The sequence below is a fragment of the Stenotrophomonas sp. PS02297 genome, from assembly GCF_029959705.1.
GTDB lineage: Bacteria > Pseudomonadota > Gammaproteobacteria > Xanthomonadales > Xanthomonadaceae > Stenotrophomonas > Stenotrophomonas nitritireducens.
Map to the genome: position 1 here is coordinate 40,384 of NZ_JASCOS010000009.1, position 16,942 is coordinate 57,325.

General features: G+C 69.2%; 14 protein-coding genes. 4 read left to right on the top strand and 10 right to left on the bottom strand.

All coding sequences use genetic code 11. The features are described 5' to 3' along the window. The first annotated feature begins 27 nt into the window (after positions 1-27). A complete protein-coding gene (locus tag QMX80_RS03950) occupies positions 28-339 on the top strand; it encodes an alpha/beta fold hydrolase (protein ID WP_282275393.1) in 312 nt (103 codons plus the stop codon). 42 nt (positions 340-381) lie between these two features. Beyond that, a complete protein-coding gene (locus tag QMX80_RS03955; protein WP_282275394.1) occupies positions 382-918 on the top strand; it encodes an alpha/beta hydrolase in 537 nt (178 codons plus the stop codon). Between the two features lie 85 nt (positions 919-1,003). On the opposite strand, the gene QMX80_RS03960 is transcribed toward QMX80_RS03955, so the two are convergent. The 3 genes from QMX80_RS03960 to QMX80_RS03970 form a co-directional block, all read right to left on the bottom strand. Next, positions 1,004-1,327, bottom strand: a complete 324-nt coding sequence (locus QMX80_RS03960; protein ID WP_033474869.1) for a DNA-binding transcriptional regulator — start codon at positions 1,325-1,327, stop codon at positions 1,004-1,006. Next, positions 1,320-1,691: a type II toxin-antitoxin system RelE/ParE family toxin gene (locus QMX80_RS03965; RefSeq protein WP_033474870.1), complete on the bottom strand. Its 372-nt coding sequence runs from the start codon at positions 1,689-1,691 to the stop codon at positions 1,320-1,322. Before QMX80_RS03965 ends, QMX80_RS03960 begins: the two co-directional genes overlap by 8 nt. A gap of 345 nt (positions 1,692-2,036) precedes the next feature. Next, positions 2,037-3,326, bottom strand: a complete 1,290-nt coding sequence (locus tag QMX80_RS03970; protein ID WP_282275398.1) for a site-specific integrase — start codon at positions 3,324-3,326, stop codon at positions 2,037-2,039. A 431-nt stretch (positions 3,327-3,757) separates the two neighbouring features. Here QMX80_RS03970 and QMX80_RS03975 point away from each other — a divergent pair, with 431 nt between their 5' ends. After that, a complete protein-coding gene (locus QMX80_RS03975) occupies positions 3,758-4,819 on the top strand; it encodes a hypothetical protein (protein WP_282275400.1) in 1,062 nt (353 codons plus the stop codon). A 1,122-nt stretch (positions 4,820-5,941) separates the two neighbouring features. Here QMX80_RS03975 and QMX80_RS03980 read toward each other — a convergent pair. The 6 genes from QMX80_RS03980 to QMX80_RS04005 form a co-directional block, all read right to left on the bottom strand. After that, a complete protein-coding gene (locus QMX80_RS03980) occupies positions 5,942-6,871 on the bottom strand; it encodes a formylglycine-generating enzyme family protein (RefSeq protein ID WP_282275402.1) in 930 nt (309 codons plus the stop codon). Between the two features lie 98 nt (positions 6,872-6,969). Continuing rightward, positions 6,970-10,302, bottom strand: a complete 3,333-nt coding sequence (locus QMX80_RS03985; RefSeq protein ID WP_282275404.1) for an amidohydrolase family protein — start codon at positions 10,300-10,302, stop codon at positions 6,970-6,972. A gap of 14 nt (positions 10,303-10,316) precedes the next feature. Next, on the bottom strand, positions 10,317-11,564 hold the full coding sequence (locus QMX80_RS03990; RefSeq protein ID WP_282275406.1) for an amidohydrolase family protein: 1,248 nt from the start codon (positions 11,562-11,564) through the stop codon (positions 10,317-10,319). Then, a complete protein-coding gene (locus QMX80_RS03995; protein WP_055768265.1) occupies positions 11,561-12,901 on the bottom strand; it encodes an amidohydrolase family protein in 1,341 nt (446 codons plus the stop codon). The genes QMX80_RS03990 and QMX80_RS03995 overlap by 4 nt, the downstream gene beginning before the upstream one ends. A gap of 4 nt (positions 12,902-12,905) precedes the next feature. Beyond that, on the bottom strand, positions 12,906-13,502 hold the full coding sequence (locus tag QMX80_RS04000; protein WP_282275407.1) for an FMN-binding negative transcriptional regulator: 597 nt from the start codon (positions 13,500-13,502) through the stop codon (positions 12,906-12,908). Continuing rightward, positions 13,502-14,476 carry an alpha/beta hydrolase fold domain-containing protein gene (locus QMX80_RS04005; RefSeq protein ID WP_282275408.1) on the bottom strand — a complete coding sequence of 325 codons (975 nt, stop codon included), beginning with the start codon at positions 14,474-14,476 and terminating at the stop codon, positions 13,502-13,504. The genes QMX80_RS04000 and QMX80_RS04005 overlap by 1 nt, the downstream gene beginning before the upstream one ends. Before the next feature lie 173 nt (positions 14,477-14,649). On the opposite strand from QMX80_RS04005, the gene QMX80_RS04010 reads away from it, so the two are divergent. Beyond that, positions 14,650-15,408 (top strand): helix-turn-helix transcriptional regulator, encoded by a 759-nt coding sequence (locus QMX80_RS04010; RefSeq protein ID WP_055768256.1) that lies wholly within the window; start codon positions 14,650-14,652, stop codon positions 15,406-15,408. Here QMX80_RS04010 and QMX80_RS04015 read toward each other — a convergent pair. Beyond that, the gene (locus QMX80_RS04015) at positions 15,393-16,916 is read right to left on the bottom strand and encodes an amino acid permease (RefSeq protein ID WP_055768253.1); all 1,524 of its coding nucleotides are present in this window, start codon (positions 16,914-16,916) and stop codon (positions 15,393-15,395) included. The two genes, QMX80_RS04010 and QMX80_RS04015, sit on opposite strands and share 16 nt — an antisense overlap. Between the last annotated feature and the right edge of the window lie 26 nt (positions 16,917-16,942).

Consider the following 16,942-nt stretch of genomic DNA (forward strand, 5'->3'; position numbering starts at 1 on the left):
CGCATCTTCACGACGGGAGACAAACCCATGCAGGACTATCAAGTCGCCACGACCGAACGGCTCGACATCGCCTATCTCGAATGGAACCGGCAGGGAGCGCGAACCGCCATCCTGCTGCACGGTTGGCCGGACAGCCCCGAGTGCTGGAAGGCCGTGGCGCCCATCCTGGCCGACGCTGGCTACCGGGTGCTGGCGCCGGCGCTGCGCGGTTTTGCGCCGACCCGGTTCCGAGAGGCCGGCGCGCCACGCAGCGGCCAGTTGTCCGCCCTGGGCCGTGACCTGCTGGACTTCATCGACGTGCTCGGCTTGGCGCAGCCCGCGCTGATCGGCCATGACTAGGGCGCACGGGCCGCCGCCAATGCCTGCGGCCTGCGCGATGGCGTGGCCTCGCACCTGGCGATGCTGTCGGTCGGCTACGGCACCAACGACCCGAACCAGCCACTGTCCTTGGCGCAGGCGCGCAACTACTGGTATCACTGGTACATGGCCACGCCGCGCGGCGAGCGCGTGGTGCGGGAAGAACGCGAGGCGTTCGCCCGGCAGATGTGGGACACCTGGGCACCGGCCGGCTGGTACGACCCTGCCGATTTCGACGAGGCAGCGCGGGCATTCCAGGGCGAGGACTGGGCCGAGATCGTGCTGCACTCCTACCGCCACCGCTGGGGCTTCGCAGAGGGCGACCCGGCCTATGCGGAGGACGAAGCGCGCCTGAACCCCGCGCCCGTCCTGTCGGTTCCGACCCTGGTGCTGCACGGCGGGGCCGATACCTGCAACCACCCCGACAGTTCCAAGGGGCGGGAAGCGTTCTTTACGGGCCGCTACGAGCGACAGGTGCTCGATGGCGTCGGCCACTTTCCGCAGCGGGAGGCGCCGCAGGCGGTCGCCGAGGCTGTTTCGCGGTTCTGCGCATCGGCGTGAGCGCCAATGCGTCGCCGCGCTGACCTCTGAAACGCAGAACCCGCCATCGCTGGCGGGTTCTGTTCGTCAATGCGCCTGCGGCCGTTCAGAGCACGGCTTCCAGGCCCTTGCGTTCGATGATGTCCAGCAGTTTCTGCGACGGGCCGCTGGGGCGCTTGTCGCCCACTTCCCACTTACGGACGGTGGACGCGCTGGTGTTGAGCACCGAGGCCAGCACGGCCTGGCTCAGTTGCAGGCGCTCGCGCAGCGCCTTGATCTTGGCGGCATCGTAGTCCTGCACCGGCTCCAGGCACAGCAGGTCGTACTTCTGCATCTTGCGCTTGTCGATAAACCCCAGGTGGTGCAGATCGCGGGCGCCTTCATGCACCGCTTCCAGAATGCGGCTCTTGGGTTGGGCTTTTTCAGTCATCGGTGATCTCCAGCAAAGTACCGTCGGCAGCGGCGGCATCCAGTTGCGCGGCCGTGCGCTCCAACAAATCGGCGGCGTAGTCCTGCAAGGCTTGCAGTTCGGCGTCGCTGATGTTGTCCCGCTCGTTCTTCTCAAACCCGAAGACGAAGAACCAGCGGTTGCCCTTGTTGGTGGCGACCAGCGTTCTCACTCCGCCGCGCTTGCCGCGCCCGGCCAATCCGATACGTTTCTTCACCACGCCACCGCCGAGATCGGCGTCGATCAGTCCGGCGGTCATTTCAAGGACAGCCTTGCGCAGATCAGAATCGCCCAATGCCGTCTTGCGCATCCACCGCTGGAAGTGACGGGTTTTGAAGATGTGCATCGCTGTCCTCACTATACCACTCAGTGGCATGACTTGTCCATGAAGGGATGGATGCTGCCAGATCGCTAGGCAGGCTCGCTTGCCGTGGCAGGTACGGCCCGGCCAGGCACGCCCAGCGGAACGAAGCCGGTCAGTTCAAGCGGCACGGGCGTCCATCCGCAAATGAAGGAAGGATGCCGCAGGCTGGCGCGGCCGGAAACTCGCTGGGGCGTGCTCCGGCGTAGCAGTCGAAAGCCACCGGCCGCGCGAATTGTCGTATCGGTGATACGACAATTCGGGGCTGGGCGAGGACGGAAAATGTCGTGTCGCCGTCACGACATTTCTCCGCTAGAGCCTGGGCCGGCATCACGCGGCTTCCAGTTTTTCCAGCAGTTCGGGCGAACGCTTGAGCAGCTTGAACAGCTCGGCCAGCGCCTGCGGCAGTTCCGTCGCTTCCTCGGCCTTCGCGGGCGCGGCCTGCTGGCCGCTGGCGATCAACTTGCGCAGCTTCGCCACCACGTCGCTGGCCTCGCGTTCTTCCTGATCCTGGGTGTGGACGTAGCGCATGAACATGCCCACGGTCTTGTGCGCCGTCAGTGCCATGCCCACCTTGATCGGCACGCCGGAATTGGCAATGTCGGTGGCCGAGCGGTGGCGAATGCCGTGGGTGCCGACATGAGCCAGGCCGGCGCGCTTGGCGAGCGTGACCCACGCATGGTAGTAAACGCCCTTGGACATGGGCCGCTTGTGGTCGCATGCGGCCGTGATGACGTAGGGCGAATCTTCATACCTCGTGGCATTGGACAGCAACCGCTGCGCTTCCTCGCTGATGGGCTTGGACATGGGGCCGGTCTTGCTATCGGGCCAGTTGATGCGGCGGTTCTCGAAGTCGATCCAGTCCCATTGCAGAGAGAGGATTTCCGACATGCGTGCCGCGAACTCGAATTGCAGGCGGATCGCCAGCAGGGTTTCGGGGCGGACGGTGCGCTCGATCTCCGCTTGATCGAGGTAGGCGAACAGCTTGCCCATTTCCTCGTCGGTGATGAGCCGGGATTCGCCTTTCTCCGGAAGCCCCTTGATGTGCCGGCACGGATTGGAGCCTTCGGGCCGGTAGCCCCACACTTCGGCCAGGTTGAACATCACCCGCAGCAACGAGTAGGTGCGATTGCCGCAGGTCGGGATGTGTTCCATCTTCTTCATCATCGCGGCAATGTCGGCGCGCTTGACCTCAGAGACTTTGAGCTTGCCGAGCTTCGGGATGATGTGGTTGTCGATGTAGGTCTGGTAGGTCTTCTGCGAAGACTTCTTGTTGTGGCGCTTCGAGTGATCTTCCATGAAGCGCGTGCATAGCTCCTTCATCGTCGGCACCTTGCGCGCCTCGACCTTGGCCGCGCCGGGATCGCGGCCTTGGCGGACTTCCGCCAGCCAGTTTTGCGCCTTGGTGCGGGCCTGCTCGACGGTCAGTTCGCCGAACAGACCGAGCGAGGGCTTGCGGCGGTCGCCGGCATTGGTACGGTACTGGAGCATGAACACCTTGCGACCAGCCGGCGTGACCTTGCAGAGAAAGCCGGGCACGAGGGTGTCGCGCAGTTCAACGTCGTGGGCTTCGGGTTCCGCCGAATCGACCACGGATTTGGTGAGTTTGATCTTGGCCATGAACAGTCCTCGGGATGACCGATTCCAGGGGCCAAGTAGGAGCCTGGCGAGGGGGAATCAGGTCGGGTTGCAGAAAGCACCGGGATATGGTGAATCCGCGTCATCCCTAGGAAAACTCGCTGCGGCGAGGGCTGGCGTAGTCCCGCGTATCTCGGTGCGGAACCTATGTTCAAACTGTTCGACAAGGAATACGTGGGCCGTTGCGAGGGCATCTCCAACTGCATCTACGGACAGGGCCGGCAGGTCATCGCCACCTTCACCTGGAAGCTGTAGTCGCCGCTGCCGCCCCGGTGGCGGCGGCGGACAGGCAAGGCACCACCTTGTCTCCGCATCCGCCGCTTGGCGGCTGCCGGTGGGCGTCCGCACGGATGCCCGCCGGCCAACCCCACACCGCGGATATTCCTGTTTCGCCCATATCGAGGAGCAAATCGATGACCCCACGTCCGTCCCTGCTTGCGGCCGCCACGATGACCTGCATGGCGGCACTGGCGCCGGCCTTCGCGCCGGCGCATGCCGCCGACCTGCTGTACCGGCTCACCGCCACCGCCACCCTGCCCAGCACCGACACCGGCTGGGACTACATCAAGATGGAGCCGGACAGCAACCGGCTGTTCATCGCGCGCGACGCCGACGGGCTGACGGTATTCGATGTGGATGCCAACAAGACGGTCACCACCGTCGCCGATTCCGTCGGCGCCAACGGGCCGCTGCTGCTGCCGCAGTACAACCGCGGCTACCTGGCGATGACCGACGGCTCGTTCCTGAGCTTCGAGCTGGATTCGCTCAAGCCGATCCAGCGGCTGCAGCTGGACGGCAACGGTGGCATAAACAGCGCCATCCATGACCCGCTGACCCGGCGCATCCACGCCATCGTCGGCACGCGCCCCAGCGAATCGACCTGGTACACGCTGGACGCGGCCACCGGCAAACTGCTGGGCAGCAAGACGTTTCCGTTCCGGAAAATGGACGACCCGGCCACCGACGGCAAGGGACGCCTGTTCGCACCGGCGCGCCGCGACAACCTGATCCTGCTCCTGGACTCCAAGACCCTGGCCGAACGGGCGCGCTGGACGGCGCCGTGCAACGTCTCCAAGGTCCGCTACCAGGCGCACAGCAACCGCCTCCTCGCGGCGTGCGGCGGCGACAATCCGATGTTCTTCGCGCTGGATCCGGACAGCGGCCGGGTCGTTGCCAGCCTGCCGATCGGCAACGGCATCGACGGCTTCGCCGTCGACGAGCAGCGCAAGCGCATCATCACCTCGAACAACGAAGGCACGCTGACCGTTATCAACCAGGAGGGGCCGGACAGCTACTCTCTGGCCGGAACCGTCTCCACCCGTCCCAATGCCCGGATGATGACCATGGACGAACGCACCGGCCGGCTGTTCGTGGTCACCGCCGAGTTCACCCGCACGCCACCGGATGGCAACGGCGAGACCTCCAACCGCTACCATCCCGACAGCTTCGTGGTGCTGACCTACCAGCCGCAGTAAGCGCGGCAGGAAGACCCCCGTGGCGCCGGGATCCGCCGGCCGCCACGGGGCCTGGCCGGCGGATCTCAGCCGGCGGCCGGACGATCATGCGTAACCGGCCGGAAACGCGACCAGCTCGGCATCGGCACGCGGGGAGCGCGTGCGGCCTGCGGGCCTGAAGATCCGCGTCGCGTTTGTCGGGAGCAACCGGCGCGATGCCGGCGAGTGCGATGGCGGTCTGTCGCATCGGCCCCGCCCCTGCCTGTGGCGATTACCGCCGAGCACGGCGCTGAACGTATCCGGCCCGCTGCGGCGCATCTGCCGCATCGCTCCCGTCCGGGCGCCACGGCCACATCGCGGCCGAAGCGGCCTGATCCGCCGTACGGAACGATGGCTGGCCCGCGTCTGCTCCCCAGCGGCAATGAATGCGAGTGTGGCCAGGCACCGGGCCGCGCACCGCCCCGGCAGTGTGCTCGCCCCGCATGGACAGCTTCCGCGCTGCCCGGCCGCCAGGCCACGCGTCCCGCTTCAGCGCGGATGCTCGCGATCCATCAACCTGGGCGCCGGGCTCACGCCGGCAGGCAGCAGCGATGCCCCATCCGCCCGGACGCTGGACCATGCCCCACAAAGTGGACAGCGGGCCGCCAGCGACCGGCCCGGGCATTCCCGCGCATTGCATCGGGCATCGTCAGCCGGAACCGGCCGCTGCCGGAGGGGCAGTGACGGAGAGTCCGTCACGGCGCCCGCTTGCGTGCCTGCACCACCGGCTTGCCCAAGCGCCGCTCAAGCAACCGGTGTCTGGAACGCAGGCAATGGCGGTGATCCGTCGATCAGCAGCGCCCTGCGGTCGGCCGCCCGTATCCGGAGCATCAGCCGTGTCCCGGTGCCGAGCGGGTATGTGCGGGATTCCTGGAACGGTGGCCTCGTCCCCGGCGGTTCCTCGCCTGATCCGCCACCAGTCCCGTGCAACGGATCGACGTCAACGGCGCGGACACGCGCCGTCGAGGCCGGCATTCCCGACCATCGCAGCCGGACATCACGGGATCGGGGAGAACGCCGAAGTGGACCGGATGCCGGAGCCATGCGGCCCCGCGGCTGCAGATCGACCGCCTCGGAGCACCCTGCCCGCGCGGTGTCGCCCGATCAGGGCAACAGACGGACGACGCGGAAACCCAGGGTATTGTTCTGTCGCGCGGGGTCGTCGCCGGCGTAGCGCTGCGCCGAACGCACCGTCTCGGGCTTGTTGTACCAGCCGCCGCCGCGCACCACCCGGCGCACGCAGTCGCCGCTGAGCCATGCACTGCCGTCGCCGGGAGCGCCCTCGTAGCCGGGGTTGTAGCAGTCCTCCACCCATTCCCAGGCGTTGCCGGCCGTGTCGTGCAGGCCGAATCCGTTGGGCTTGAAGTGGCCCACCGGAGCGGTGGTCCTGGCGTAGCCGTCGTTGCAGTCGTGCAGCGGCCATTCCGGGCGCTCCACGCGCAGCGCATCGTCGCCTACGTTGCCGAACTCGCAGGCCCGTTTGGCGTCCTCGCCCCAGAACCACGGGGTCGAGGTGCCGCCGCGGGCGGCATATTCCCACTGGGCCTCGCTGGGCAGGCGGTACGGCTGCCCGGTCTTGTCCGACAGCCAGCGGGTATAGCCGACCGCCATCTCGAAGTTCACGTACAGCACCGGCCTGCGGCCGCGCCCCCAGCCCTCGTCGGGTACCGCGGTGCAGCCGCCGTCGGCCACGCAGGCGTCCCACTCATCGAACGTGACCTCGTACTTGCCGATGGCGAACGGCCTAGCGAACACCACTTCATGCCGTGGCGCCTCATTGATGTCGTGGCCAGGCTCGGTGCTGGCCGAGCCCATCATGAACCTGCCGGCCGGCACCACCACCATCTCGGGGCATTCGGCGCAATCGCGGTTGCCGGGCATGGCGAACGCGGAGGCGTCCGTCGTGGCGGCGACCGTCCCGGCACTGGCGGCCAGGCCGGCGACCAGCAGCAGGCAGGCTGCCCCCTGCCGCAGTTGCCGCGGTACCGCTCCGGCCGGCCGCGTATTCCCTCTGATGGTTGCTGCTGTCGTCATGCTGGTACGCACTGGTGCACCTTTGCCGTTGCTGTCGGGGGTTCTGCCCCGGGGAAGGATCCGCGCGGACGGCGTCCGCGCGCATGGAGACTGGTCGCTCAGGGACTGGCCGTGGCCGCGCCCGGATCGGGCGTGCCCGGCGGACGGTCATCCCAGTACCACGGACGCGGCAGTGCGCGTGCCGTGGGCCACAGTTCGTCCAGGGTGTCGCCGTCGTACAGGCGCCCGTTCTTCATCACCTGCACGATCGACAGCGTATGCGCGATGTCCTGGCGCGGGTCCTGTGCGAGCACGACGAGATCGGCGTACTTGCCGGGCTCGATGCTGCCGAACTCCGCGGCGCGCCCGATGGCGGTCGCACTGCCCAGGGTGCCGGTATGCAGCGCCTCGGCCGGCGTCATTCCGCCGGCCACATGCGCCTGCAGTTCCCAGTGCATGCCGATGCCGGGCATCTCGCCATGCGAGCCCATCCCGGCGACGCCGCCGGCGCGTACCACCTCGGCGACGCCGGCGGCCACGCGCCGGTACAGGTATTCATCCGGTTCGCGCCAGGTCCGCGAGCGGGTCTTCATGTCGACGATGAAGCCGGGCGCGAAGCGGCGCAGCTTGCGGTCGTGGGCGATGCCGCCGCGCGATATGAAATCGTCCTGCCCTTCCGGGCCGCCGTTGCCGATCATCAGCGTCGCCGAATAGGCGGTGCCGGCCCCGGCGAACAAGCGGATCACATCGCGCTGCAGGGGCACCGCGACGAGGGCGTGCTCGTTGCCGGCGTAGCCATCGAGCACGTGGGTCAGGCCCAGCTTCATCGACAGCGCGCCCTCGGTGGTCGGCATCAGCCCCAGCTCGCGCGCCGCCATCGCCACCCATTGGCGCACGCGGCGGTTGCCGCTGCGGTACATCTTGATGTTGCCCAGGCGGTAGTGGTCGCGGTAGCGCGACAGCACCGCGTGCACCTGCTCATAGGATTGGAACTCGTTGAACGCGAACACCGCCGGTCCGGTGGAAAAGATCCGCGCGCCTGGCATCAGCCCGGCCTCGACCAGGTCCTGGTAGGCCAGCATGTCGATGCTGAGCGTGGAGGGATCGAACAGCGTGGTCACGCCATAGGCGAGATTGGCGAGCGGGCCCCAGCTCTGCAGATCCAGTACGTCGCGGCGGACATCGGCAATGTGGGTATGGGTGTCGATCAGCCCGGGGATGATGGTGCGCCCGGAGACGTCGCGGACCACCGTGCCGGCGGGCAGCGCAACGCTGCCACGCGGACCGAGCGCGGCGATGTGCTCGTCGACCACCAGCAGGTCGGCATCGGCGATCGCCTCGTCGCCGCGCATGCTCAGCACTGTCGCCCCGCGCAGCAGCAACGCCCCGCGCGGGGTGTCGCGCGGCATTTCGACAACCGCCTGGAACGCCTGCACGTCCGCGCCCGGACCGTCGGCATCCGCCGCGGCGTCCGGCGGCAGGTGCACCGGGTCCAGCGGGCGCCGGTACCAGGTCGATCCCAGCGCCCAGTGCAGGCTGCGCCCGCCCTCGCTCCAGCCGAAGAAATCAGCACCGACGGAGGTCAGTCTGCGGTGGACGACACCGGGGGCGGCAAGGTCGAGCGTGCGGCCCTCATCGTCGGGCATCGCCAGCAGGTGCAGCTGCTGCGCGATCTGGGCCAGCACCCAGCGTCCGTCGGGGCTGAGCTGCAGGTCGTCGACCATCGCGCGGCCCTCGGCGAAATACCAGCCAGGACCGGTGACGCGCAGCAGCAGGGTCCGTGCGCCATCGTCCAGCGCGACCCGGTTGAGGCCGTCGTCGAAATTCAGGTACAGCCGCGACCGGTCGCCATCGAAATGCGGCCGGCCGCCCATCCTCCCTTTGGCAAGCACGCGCGCCTCGCCGCCGCGTACCGGGAAGACCGCCAGCTCGGCGTCGCGCAGCGGGCCGTACTCCATGTAGCTGTGCATGCGCACGGCATTGCTGGAACGTACCGCGACGATGTGTTCGCCATCGGGCGTGAACACCGGCCGGGTATGGAACGCCGGCGTGGCGCTGACCCGCACCGGCACCGCAGCCGGCTCGTCGACGGCAATGCGCCAGACGTGACCGGCTTCCTTCGCGGTCCAGTCCACGTAGACCAGTTCGCGCCCGTCCGGCGACCATGATGGATGGAAAGCCGGATGCGCTCCGGTAACGATGCGGCGGACCGTGCCGCTGCCATCCAGCGGCATCAGGTACAGCGCACCGAGCGCGGAGAATGCCAGCCGGCGGCCGTCGGGCGAGGGTTCCGGCGCCTGGACCAGCCGCGCGCGCACCGGCCCGGTCTCCTGCGCGACCGCCTGCCGGGTTGCAGGCCCGATGTCGAGTTCGACCCGCGCCTGGAACGGGATCGGGTGCTGCGTTCCGTCGGCGAGCAGGATGCGGCGCAGTTCGCCGTCGATGTTCACGACCAGGGCGCTGCTGTCGGGCGAGAACGCATGCCGCGGCATCAGGTCGCGCCAGTGCGAAGCGCCGAGTTCGTCCTGCTGCACCGGGAAGGCCAGCCAACGGTCCTCGCGGGTGTGCAGGTCGAGCACGCGCAGCCCGGTGTTGGCCTGGTGGCGGGCACCGTAGACCAGCCAGCGGCCGTCGGGCGAGACCGCCGGCCGCATCGCGGTGCCGAGCACCAGGTCGGGGCGTGGGCTGCGCGGCGCGGATACCAGGGTTTCCTCGCTGCCGTCGCGCAGGTCGCGGCGGCGGATGGTCCATTCCGGCACCCGCCCGGTGTCGCGCGGGCCGACGAGCACCGCATAGTAGAGCCAGCGTCCGTCGCGCGACGGCGCCGCTCCAAGGGTCGAGCGCCAGGTGCTGCGCGGCTGCCCGGCGTTTTCGCGGATCGGCACCAGCAGTTCGCCATGGCCGCTGGCCGCGTCGACCTGCCAGAGTTCCCAGGCCTCGCGGTCGGCGCGGTAGCGCGAGACGAACAGCGCGCGGCCGTCGGCACTCCAGGCCGGCGAGGCGAAGACCGGATCACCGTCCAGCAGGGTCAGTTGCCGCGGCGAACCGCCGTCGGCATCGGCCAGCCACAGGTTTTCCGCGCCGGAACGGTCGCTGAGGAAGGCGATGCGGCGTCCGTCCGGCGAGAACACTGGTTGCGAATCGAATGCCGCGCCCTGGGTGAGCGCACGGGCGCGCCCGCCCTGCGCCGGCATCAGGTACAGGTCGCCGAGCAGTTCGAACACGATGCGGCGACCGTCGGGCGAAAGGTCGGGCGACAACCAGGTGCCGCGATCCGTCTCGAACGCCAGCCGGCGCGTCGCCGGCATCGGCAGCACCTGTCCCGGCGCGGCCGACAGCTCGGCCTGCTCGAACGTCGGCCCCTGCAGCAGGAACGGCGGTGGCGGCACACCATGCTCGCCGTCGTGCCCCCGCGCCGCGGGCACCAGCAACAGGGCCGCGGCCCGCAGCAACCACCGGTGCGGGCTCAACGGCCGGCCTCGCGTCGCAGCGACGCCGGGAGGTAGCGGTCGCGCAGCCGGGTCTGGCGCGTACGCAGCGGGATCTCCTGTCCGGCGATGAATACCGCCGCCGGCGCCGTGGCCGGTTCCAGCGGGTCGCCGTCCCACAGGACGAGGTCCGCATCGGCGCCGGCCGCAAGCGTGCCGATGCGCTCGTCCAGCCCCCAGATCCGCGCCGGTACGCGGGTGATGGCGGCGAGCGCGACGTCGTCCGGCAGGCCGTAGGCGGCCGCCAGTCCGGCGGCCTGGCGCAGCGACGGGCCGGCGTTCCAGCTGGTGTAGATGCCCTGCGCCGATGCCGCAAACGCGATGCTCACGCCCGCGCGGTGCAGCCGCGCCGCGTTGTCGTGGCGCGCGCCCAGCCGGTCGTAGTCCGATGGCAGCGCATCCAGCGGATCGAGCACGACCGGGATGCCGGCGGCCGCCAGCTCCGGCGCGACACGCCAGGCTTCGGCACCGCCGACCACCACCACGCGCAGCTTCCAGCGCTGCGCCAGGGCGATGGCCTGGCGGATGTCCGCCTCGCGGTGCGCGGCGATCGCCAGTGGCGCCGCCCCGCTTGCCACCGCCTGCAGCGCGACGGCGTCGGCGCTGGCCTCGGGGTCGCCGCCATCGGCCGCGGGTGCCGCGCGCGCGCGACCGAGCTCCTCGTGCAGCCGCTGCCATGCCGCCGCGTGCGAATGCGCGCGCGAACCATCGGTACCGATCGAAGCAAACTGCACCACGTCGCCCGTGCGCTCGACGATGTCGGCGCCGGCTCGCAGCCGCAGCAGCAGCGCACGGCCGGAAAACACATCGTCGCCGGCGGCCGATGGCACCACCAGCGCCCGTGCGACGCCGTCGGCGCGCGCCTGCTCGATGTTCTGGGTGTTGGCGTCGATGCCGTAGTGCAGGGCGTAGCCGGCACGGGGCTTGCCGGCGGCGGTGGCCTCCTGGCCACTGCCGACCTCGGACAGTCCGATCTGGGTGGCCGGATGGAACAGCGCCGGCGTCAGGTCGCGGCCACCGGCATCCACCACGCGGGCGCCGGCCGGCGCCGGTGCGCCGGCCTGCACCGACACGATGCGGCCGTCGCGCAGCACCACCGTCGCGTCCTCGACCACGGGCGCCGACACCGGATGGGCGCGCGCATGGACGATGGCGATGCTGTCGCTGGCCTGCGCGGTGACGGACAGCAGCGTGCAGGCAAGAACGAATATGCGTTCGCGGATCATGGTCCCGGCTCCATTGCGCGGCGGCCCAGTTCGAAATCGGCCTGCGGGCGTTGCCCATCCTCGATCTGCACGACCCCGTCCATCATCACCAGCCGCACCCGGCTGCGTACGAGCAGCGGGTCGCCGCTCCACAGCACCAGGTCGGCGTTGTAACCGGGCGCGATGCGGCCGATGCGGTCGTCGAGGCCGAGTGCCCGCGCCGGGTTGGAGGTGATCCAGCGGATCGCATGCTCGGACGGAATGTCCAGGCCGGCGCGGCGGCCCGCGGCGGCGGCCTTGGCGGTCTCCACATGCAGCAGGTTGCCCAGTACCGGGATGTCCGAATGCAGGATCGCGCATCCGCCGGCGGCATCGACGAAGGCCGCGTTCTCGCGGATGCCGTCCTCGGCCTCGCGCTTGAAGCCCCACCAGTCCGGCCACACCGCCGCGCACGCACCGTGCTCGCGCAGCCGGTCGGGGATCTTGTAGGCCTCGGTGGCATGGTGGACCGCGGCGATGCGCAGGCCGAACTCATCGGCGACCGCCAGGATCGTGGCGATGTCGTCGGCGCGGTAGCAGTGCAGGTGGATCTGGAGTTCGCCCCGCAGCGCCATCGCCAGCGTGTCCTGCGCAAGATCCGGCATCGCCGCGCGCTTGCCGCTGCGCATCCGCGCACTGGCCTGCGCCAGCAGGTCGCGCAGGTGGGCGACCACGCCCATGCGGCTGTCGGGGAATCCAGGGCGCCCCTCCGCGGACAGCGAAGGATTGCTGCCGCAGGCCATCTTCAGCCCCTGCGGCGCGCCCGGGAACTTCATCGCCGCCACGGTCGTGGCCGGGATCGGCTTGAGCACCACGGCGCGCCCGCCGATCACCGACGAGGAGCCGGGCAGCACCTGCAGGGTGGTGACCCCGGCGGCAAGCGCATGCAGGAACGCCGGGTCGCTGGCGCGTATCGCATGTTCGATCCAGACATCGGCGCTGTCCGGCCGGCTGGTTTCGGACACGTCCGCAAACGCATGCGCGCCGTGCTCGTACGGCTGCGCGAACGTGCCCAGGTGGGTATGCACGTCGATGATGCCGGGCGTGAGCCAGGCCCCCTGCGCATCGATGACCCGCACGCCCGGCGGCCGTGGCAACGCGCGGCCGATGGCGACGAGCTTGCCCCGTTCGACCAGGACGTCGTGGCCCTCCAGGCGCGCGCCCAGGCCGTCGAGCACGGTCGCGCCGACGATCAGCGTGGCCGGCGCGTCCGCGGCGCGATAGGTGCTGGCGTAGGGATCGCGGTCCGCGGCGGCGGCCGTGAGCGGGATGGCCAGCGCAAGCAGCAGGCCCGACAGGATCGCGGCGCGCCGTGCCATGCGGTCAGTCCCCTTTCCGCATGCGCCGCATCCAGGCACACAGTCCGGCGGAGTCGTGGCCGGCGACGATTTCGTCGAACGTCCCGCGCCCTTCGTCCTGCCCGAGCTTGAACGTGGCGTGGGTGGCCAGCACATGCGCGCGGAACGCGATGATGTGCTGGCCGAGCTGGGCATAGCGTTCGCCCATGCGCTCCACCGTCCATGGATCGTCGCGGCCGGCTTCCAGGTGCGCGGCAAGGCGGCGCAAAGCGGCGTCGTTCTCGTCCGGCACGAATTCGATGCGGGTGTCGAAGCGCGCCACGGCGTAGTTCCAGGTCGGCCCCCAGGCGGGCCTGGAAACCAGCCGCGGCGGAACGTAGCCCTGCGGCCCCTGGAACAGCAGCAGCGCGCGCGGCGCGGCACGCAGCGCGGCGACCATGGGATTGCGCAGCGCGCAATGCCCGAACAGCGACACGATGCGGCCGTCGGCGTCGGTTTCGGCCAGCAGCGGCAACGGCGTGGCGGGCGCCTCGCCTTCGCGCGCTATGACCCAGGCCAGTGGGAAGTCCTGCACCAGTGCCAGGACATCGTCGGGAGAGTGTGGATCGAACAGGGTATTCATCACGCGCCGAGTCGCTCCTTCAGCCACGCGGACGCATCGTCCAGCGCGCGGTTGGCCAGTGTGGAGATCGACATCGCCTCCAGGAAACTGTGGGTGGCACCGGCATAGGTATGGGCCTGGACGGTGCACCCCGCGTCGCGCAATGCCTGCGCCATCGCCTGGTTGCCGTCGGCGAGGATGTCGCATTCGGCCACCGCCAGGAATGCCGGCGGCAGGCCGTGCAGGTCGGCATGCAGAGGCATCGCCAACGGGTCGCCGCGGTCGCGGTCGTCCCGCAGGTAATTGAGCCAGAAGCGGTGCATCTCCTCGACCTCGAGCATGTAGTCCGGGCCATCGTAACGCGTACATGACGGCGTCGGCCGGTCGCTGTAGGCGCCGTAGTTGAGCAGCATCGCCGACACCACCGGCTGCCCCGATTCGCGCAGGCGCAACTGGCTGGCCACGGACAGGTTGGCGCCGGCCGAATCCCCGCCGACGGCCAGCCGCGCAGCATCGATGCCATGCTCGGCGCCGTGCGCGCGCAACCACTGGATGACGTCCGTCGTCTCCTCCAGCGCACGCGGAAACTTGACCTCCGGCGACAGGCTGTAATCCACCGCGACCACCGCCACGCCGGCACGGCCGGCGTACTCGCGCATCAGGCGGTCGTGGGTATCGATGCTGAACATCGTCCAGCCGCCGCCATGCAGGTATACGAGTGCGGGCAGGCTGGCGTCGCCGTGCTGCGGCCGCAGGATGCGGATGCGCGTGTGCGTTGCGCCGACGCGCAGCTCGGTGGTCGTGGCCATCGCCGGGCCGCCTTGCACCCACTGCGCGCGCACCGTTTCGGCGATGCGCCGCGCTTCCGGCAGCGAAGCCTGGGCCAGGCCCGGGAATGCCGCGTAACCGGCGTTCATGCGTTGCAGGAACGTGCGGACCTCCGGATCGACATCGTCGTGGCGGGCGGCGGTGGATGACTGGTCGTTGCGTTCCATGATTCCTCCTTGGCGGTCCACATTAGCCCCGCGACCACCCGCACCACTGACCGGGAAAGGTCGCAGAATCTCGCAGTCGGGCCAGATGCCGCGCGGTCGCCATGAATGGTGTTGCGTGTCCGCAACGAATACGGTGTGATCGGCCCATGCCACACAAACCGCACCGCCGTTCCATGAAACACAGCCAGGACTATCCGCTCAACGCCAGGCCGATGATCGGACTGGAGGACGAATACCCGGCCGGCTTCGTCGACCCCTGGCATTGCCACGAGCGGGCGCAGTTCCTGTATGCCAGCGCCGGGGTGATGTCGGTGGTCACGCCGCAGACCAGTTTCGTGATCCCTCCGCAGCGCGCGGTGTGGCTGCCGGCGAACACCATGCACGAGGTCTCGTGCCGCGGCGCGGTGTCGCTGCGCACGCTGTACATCGACCCGGTGCATGACAACGCCCCCGACAGCTGCCGCGTGCTGGAAGTCTCCGACTTCCTCAAGGCGCTGGTGCTGGAAGTGGTGAAGTTCCCGGCCGCCTATGATCTGGACGGCCGCGAGGGCCGCATCGCATGGCTGCTGCTCGACGAGATCCGGCGGATGCCGGGGGCGCCCTACCACGTGCCGATGCCCTCCGATCCGCGGCTGGTGCATGCCTGCCGGGCGATCATCGCCGACCCGGCGGACCGCCGCGACATCGATGCCTGGTCGGTGCTGGTCGGCATGAGCCGGCGCACCTTCACCCGCACCTTCAAGCAGGAACTGGGCATGGGTTTCGCGCTGTGGCGCCAGCAGGTGCGGCTGATGCAGGCGGTGTCGCTGCTGGCCTCCGGGCGCTCGATCACGTCGGTGGCGCTCGATGTCGGCTATGAGAGCCCGAGCGCGTTCACCGCGATGTTCCACCGTGCGTTCGGCGAGCCGCCGAGCGCTTATGTCTCGCGCTGAGCCGCGCCCAGGCGCGAGTGGCGGTAGCCGTAGCGCGCATAGATCCAGACCCCTGCCAGCAGGTACAGCACCAGGATCGTCGCCGGGAACACGTCGCCATTGGCGGCCTTGGCGCCGATGTCGTACAGCACCGGCCCGGCCATGCACAGGCACAACAGCAGCGCGCAGACCGGCACGGTACCGATCCAGATGCCGCGGATGCGCACCCCGCCCAGCGGCACCCGGAACGGTCGCGGCAGTTCCGCATGGTGCGTGCGCAGCCACATCACGCTGATGGCCACGATCGAGAACGCGAATGCCACGCCCAGGCTGACCAGATCGCCGAGGATCGAGATCGGCAGCAGCATGGCCGCGATCGCGGCCATGCCGGCCACCACCAGGGTGCCCTTGTGCGGCGTGCGGAAGCGCGGATGCACCTGGGCGAACAGCGGCGGCAGCAGGCCGTCGCGCGACATCGCATAGCAGATCCGGGAATGGCCGTAGGTATTGACCATCAACACCGACGACAGTCCCGCCACCGCACCGACCTTGATCAACAGCGCCATGGCAGGCTGGCCGATATGGTCGATGGCCAGCGCGATCGGATCAGGGACGCCGAGCATGCGGTAGGGCACCAGCCCCGTCAGCACCAGTGCGACGGCCACGTACAGCAGGGTGCAGATGACCAGCGAGCCGAGGATGCCGATGGGCATGTCGCGCTGCGGATTGCGCGCCTCCAGCGCCGCGGTCGAGACCGTCTCGAAACCGAGATAGGCGAAGAACAGCACCGACGCGGCACGCAGCACACCGGCCATTCCGTAGCGGAAGTCGCCTTCGTTCGGCGGTATCAGCGGCGTCCAGTTGGCGGTGTCGACGTACTGCGCACCGACGATCACGAACAGCAGCAGCACCGACAGTTTCAACACGACCATCACCGTGTTCACGGCGGCCGATTGGCTGATCCCGCGGATCAGGACCCAGGCGAATCCCAGCACGCACAGTGCCGCCAGCAGATTCACGCCGCCGCTGATGCGGAACACCAGCCCGACTTCGGTCATCACGCCCTGCACCAGCGGCGTGTTCAGCGCGGCCGGCACGATGATGCCGAAATCGCCCAGCAGGCTCGACAGGTAGCCGGAGACGCCGACCGCCAGCGCCGCGCCGGCCAGCCCGTATTCCAGCATCAGCAGCCAGCCCAGTCCCCACGCGAATCCCTCGCCGAGCGTGGCGTAGGAATAGGTGTAGGAGGAGCCGGAGACCGGCAGGGTCGACGCCAGTTCGGCATAGCACAGACCGGTGAACGCACAGGCCAGGCCAGCCAGCGCGAACGACAGCACCACACCGGGGCCGGCATAGTTCGCAGCCGCGGTGCCGGTCATGATGAACACCCCGGCACCGACGATGCAGCCGATGCCCAGCATGACCAGGTGCCAGGCCCCCAGTTTGCGCTGCAGTCCGTGGCGTTCGGCATCGGCGCGGACTGCTTCGAAGGATTTACGGGCGAGGAGGCGCTTGCGCAGTGTGGACATCGAGGCGGCTTCATGTCGGGATGGTC

Bases quoted from the DNA above. Each gene is read 5' to 3' on its own strand.
- QMX80_RS04010 (WP_055768256.1), top strand. From the start codon at position 14,650: ATGAAACACAGCCAGGACTATCCGCTCAACGCCAGGCCGATGATCGGA.
- QMX80_RS03995 (WP_055768265.1), bottom strand. From the start codon at position 12,901: ATGGCACGGCGCGCCGCGATCCTGTCGGGCCTGCTGCTTGCGCTGGCC.
- QMX80_RS03965 (WP_033474870.1), bottom strand. From the start codon at position 1,691: ATGCACATCTTCAAAACCCGTCACTTCCAGCGGTGGATGCGCAAGACG.
- QMX80_RS03950 (WP_282275393.1), top strand. From the start codon at position 28: ATGCAGGACTATCAAGTCGCCACGACCGAACGGCTCGACATCGCCTAT.
- QMX80_RS04000 (WP_282275407.1), bottom strand. From the start codon at position 13,502: ATGAATACCCTGTTCGATCCACACTCTCCCGACGATGTCCTGGCACTG.
- QMX80_RS04005 (WP_282275408.1), bottom strand. From the start codon at position 14,476: ATGGAACGCAACGACCAGTCATCCACCGCCGCCCGCCACGACGATGTC.
- QMX80_RS03990 (WP_282275406.1), bottom strand. From the start codon at position 11,564: ATGATCCGCGAACGCATATTCGTTCTTGCCTGCACGCTGCTGTCCGTC.
- QMX80_RS03970 (WP_282275398.1), bottom strand. From the start codon at position 3,326: ATGGCCAAGATCAAACTCACCAAATCCGTGGTCGATTCGGCGGAACCC.
- QMX80_RS03975 (WP_282275400.1), top strand. From the start codon at position 3,758: ATGACCCCACGTCCGTCCCTGCTTGCGGCCGCCACGATGACCTGCATG.
- QMX80_RS03960 (WP_033474869.1), bottom strand. From the start codon at position 1,327: ATGACTGAAAAAGCCCAACCCAAGAGCCGCATTCTGGAAGCGGTGCAT.
- QMX80_RS04015 (WP_055768253.1), bottom strand. From the start codon at position 16,916: ATGTCCACACTGCGCAAGCGCCTCCTCGCCCGTAAATCCTTCGAAGCA.
- QMX80_RS03980 (WP_282275402.1), bottom strand. From the start codon at position 6,871: ATGACGACAGCAGCAACCATCAGAGGGAATACGCGGCCGGCCGGAGCG.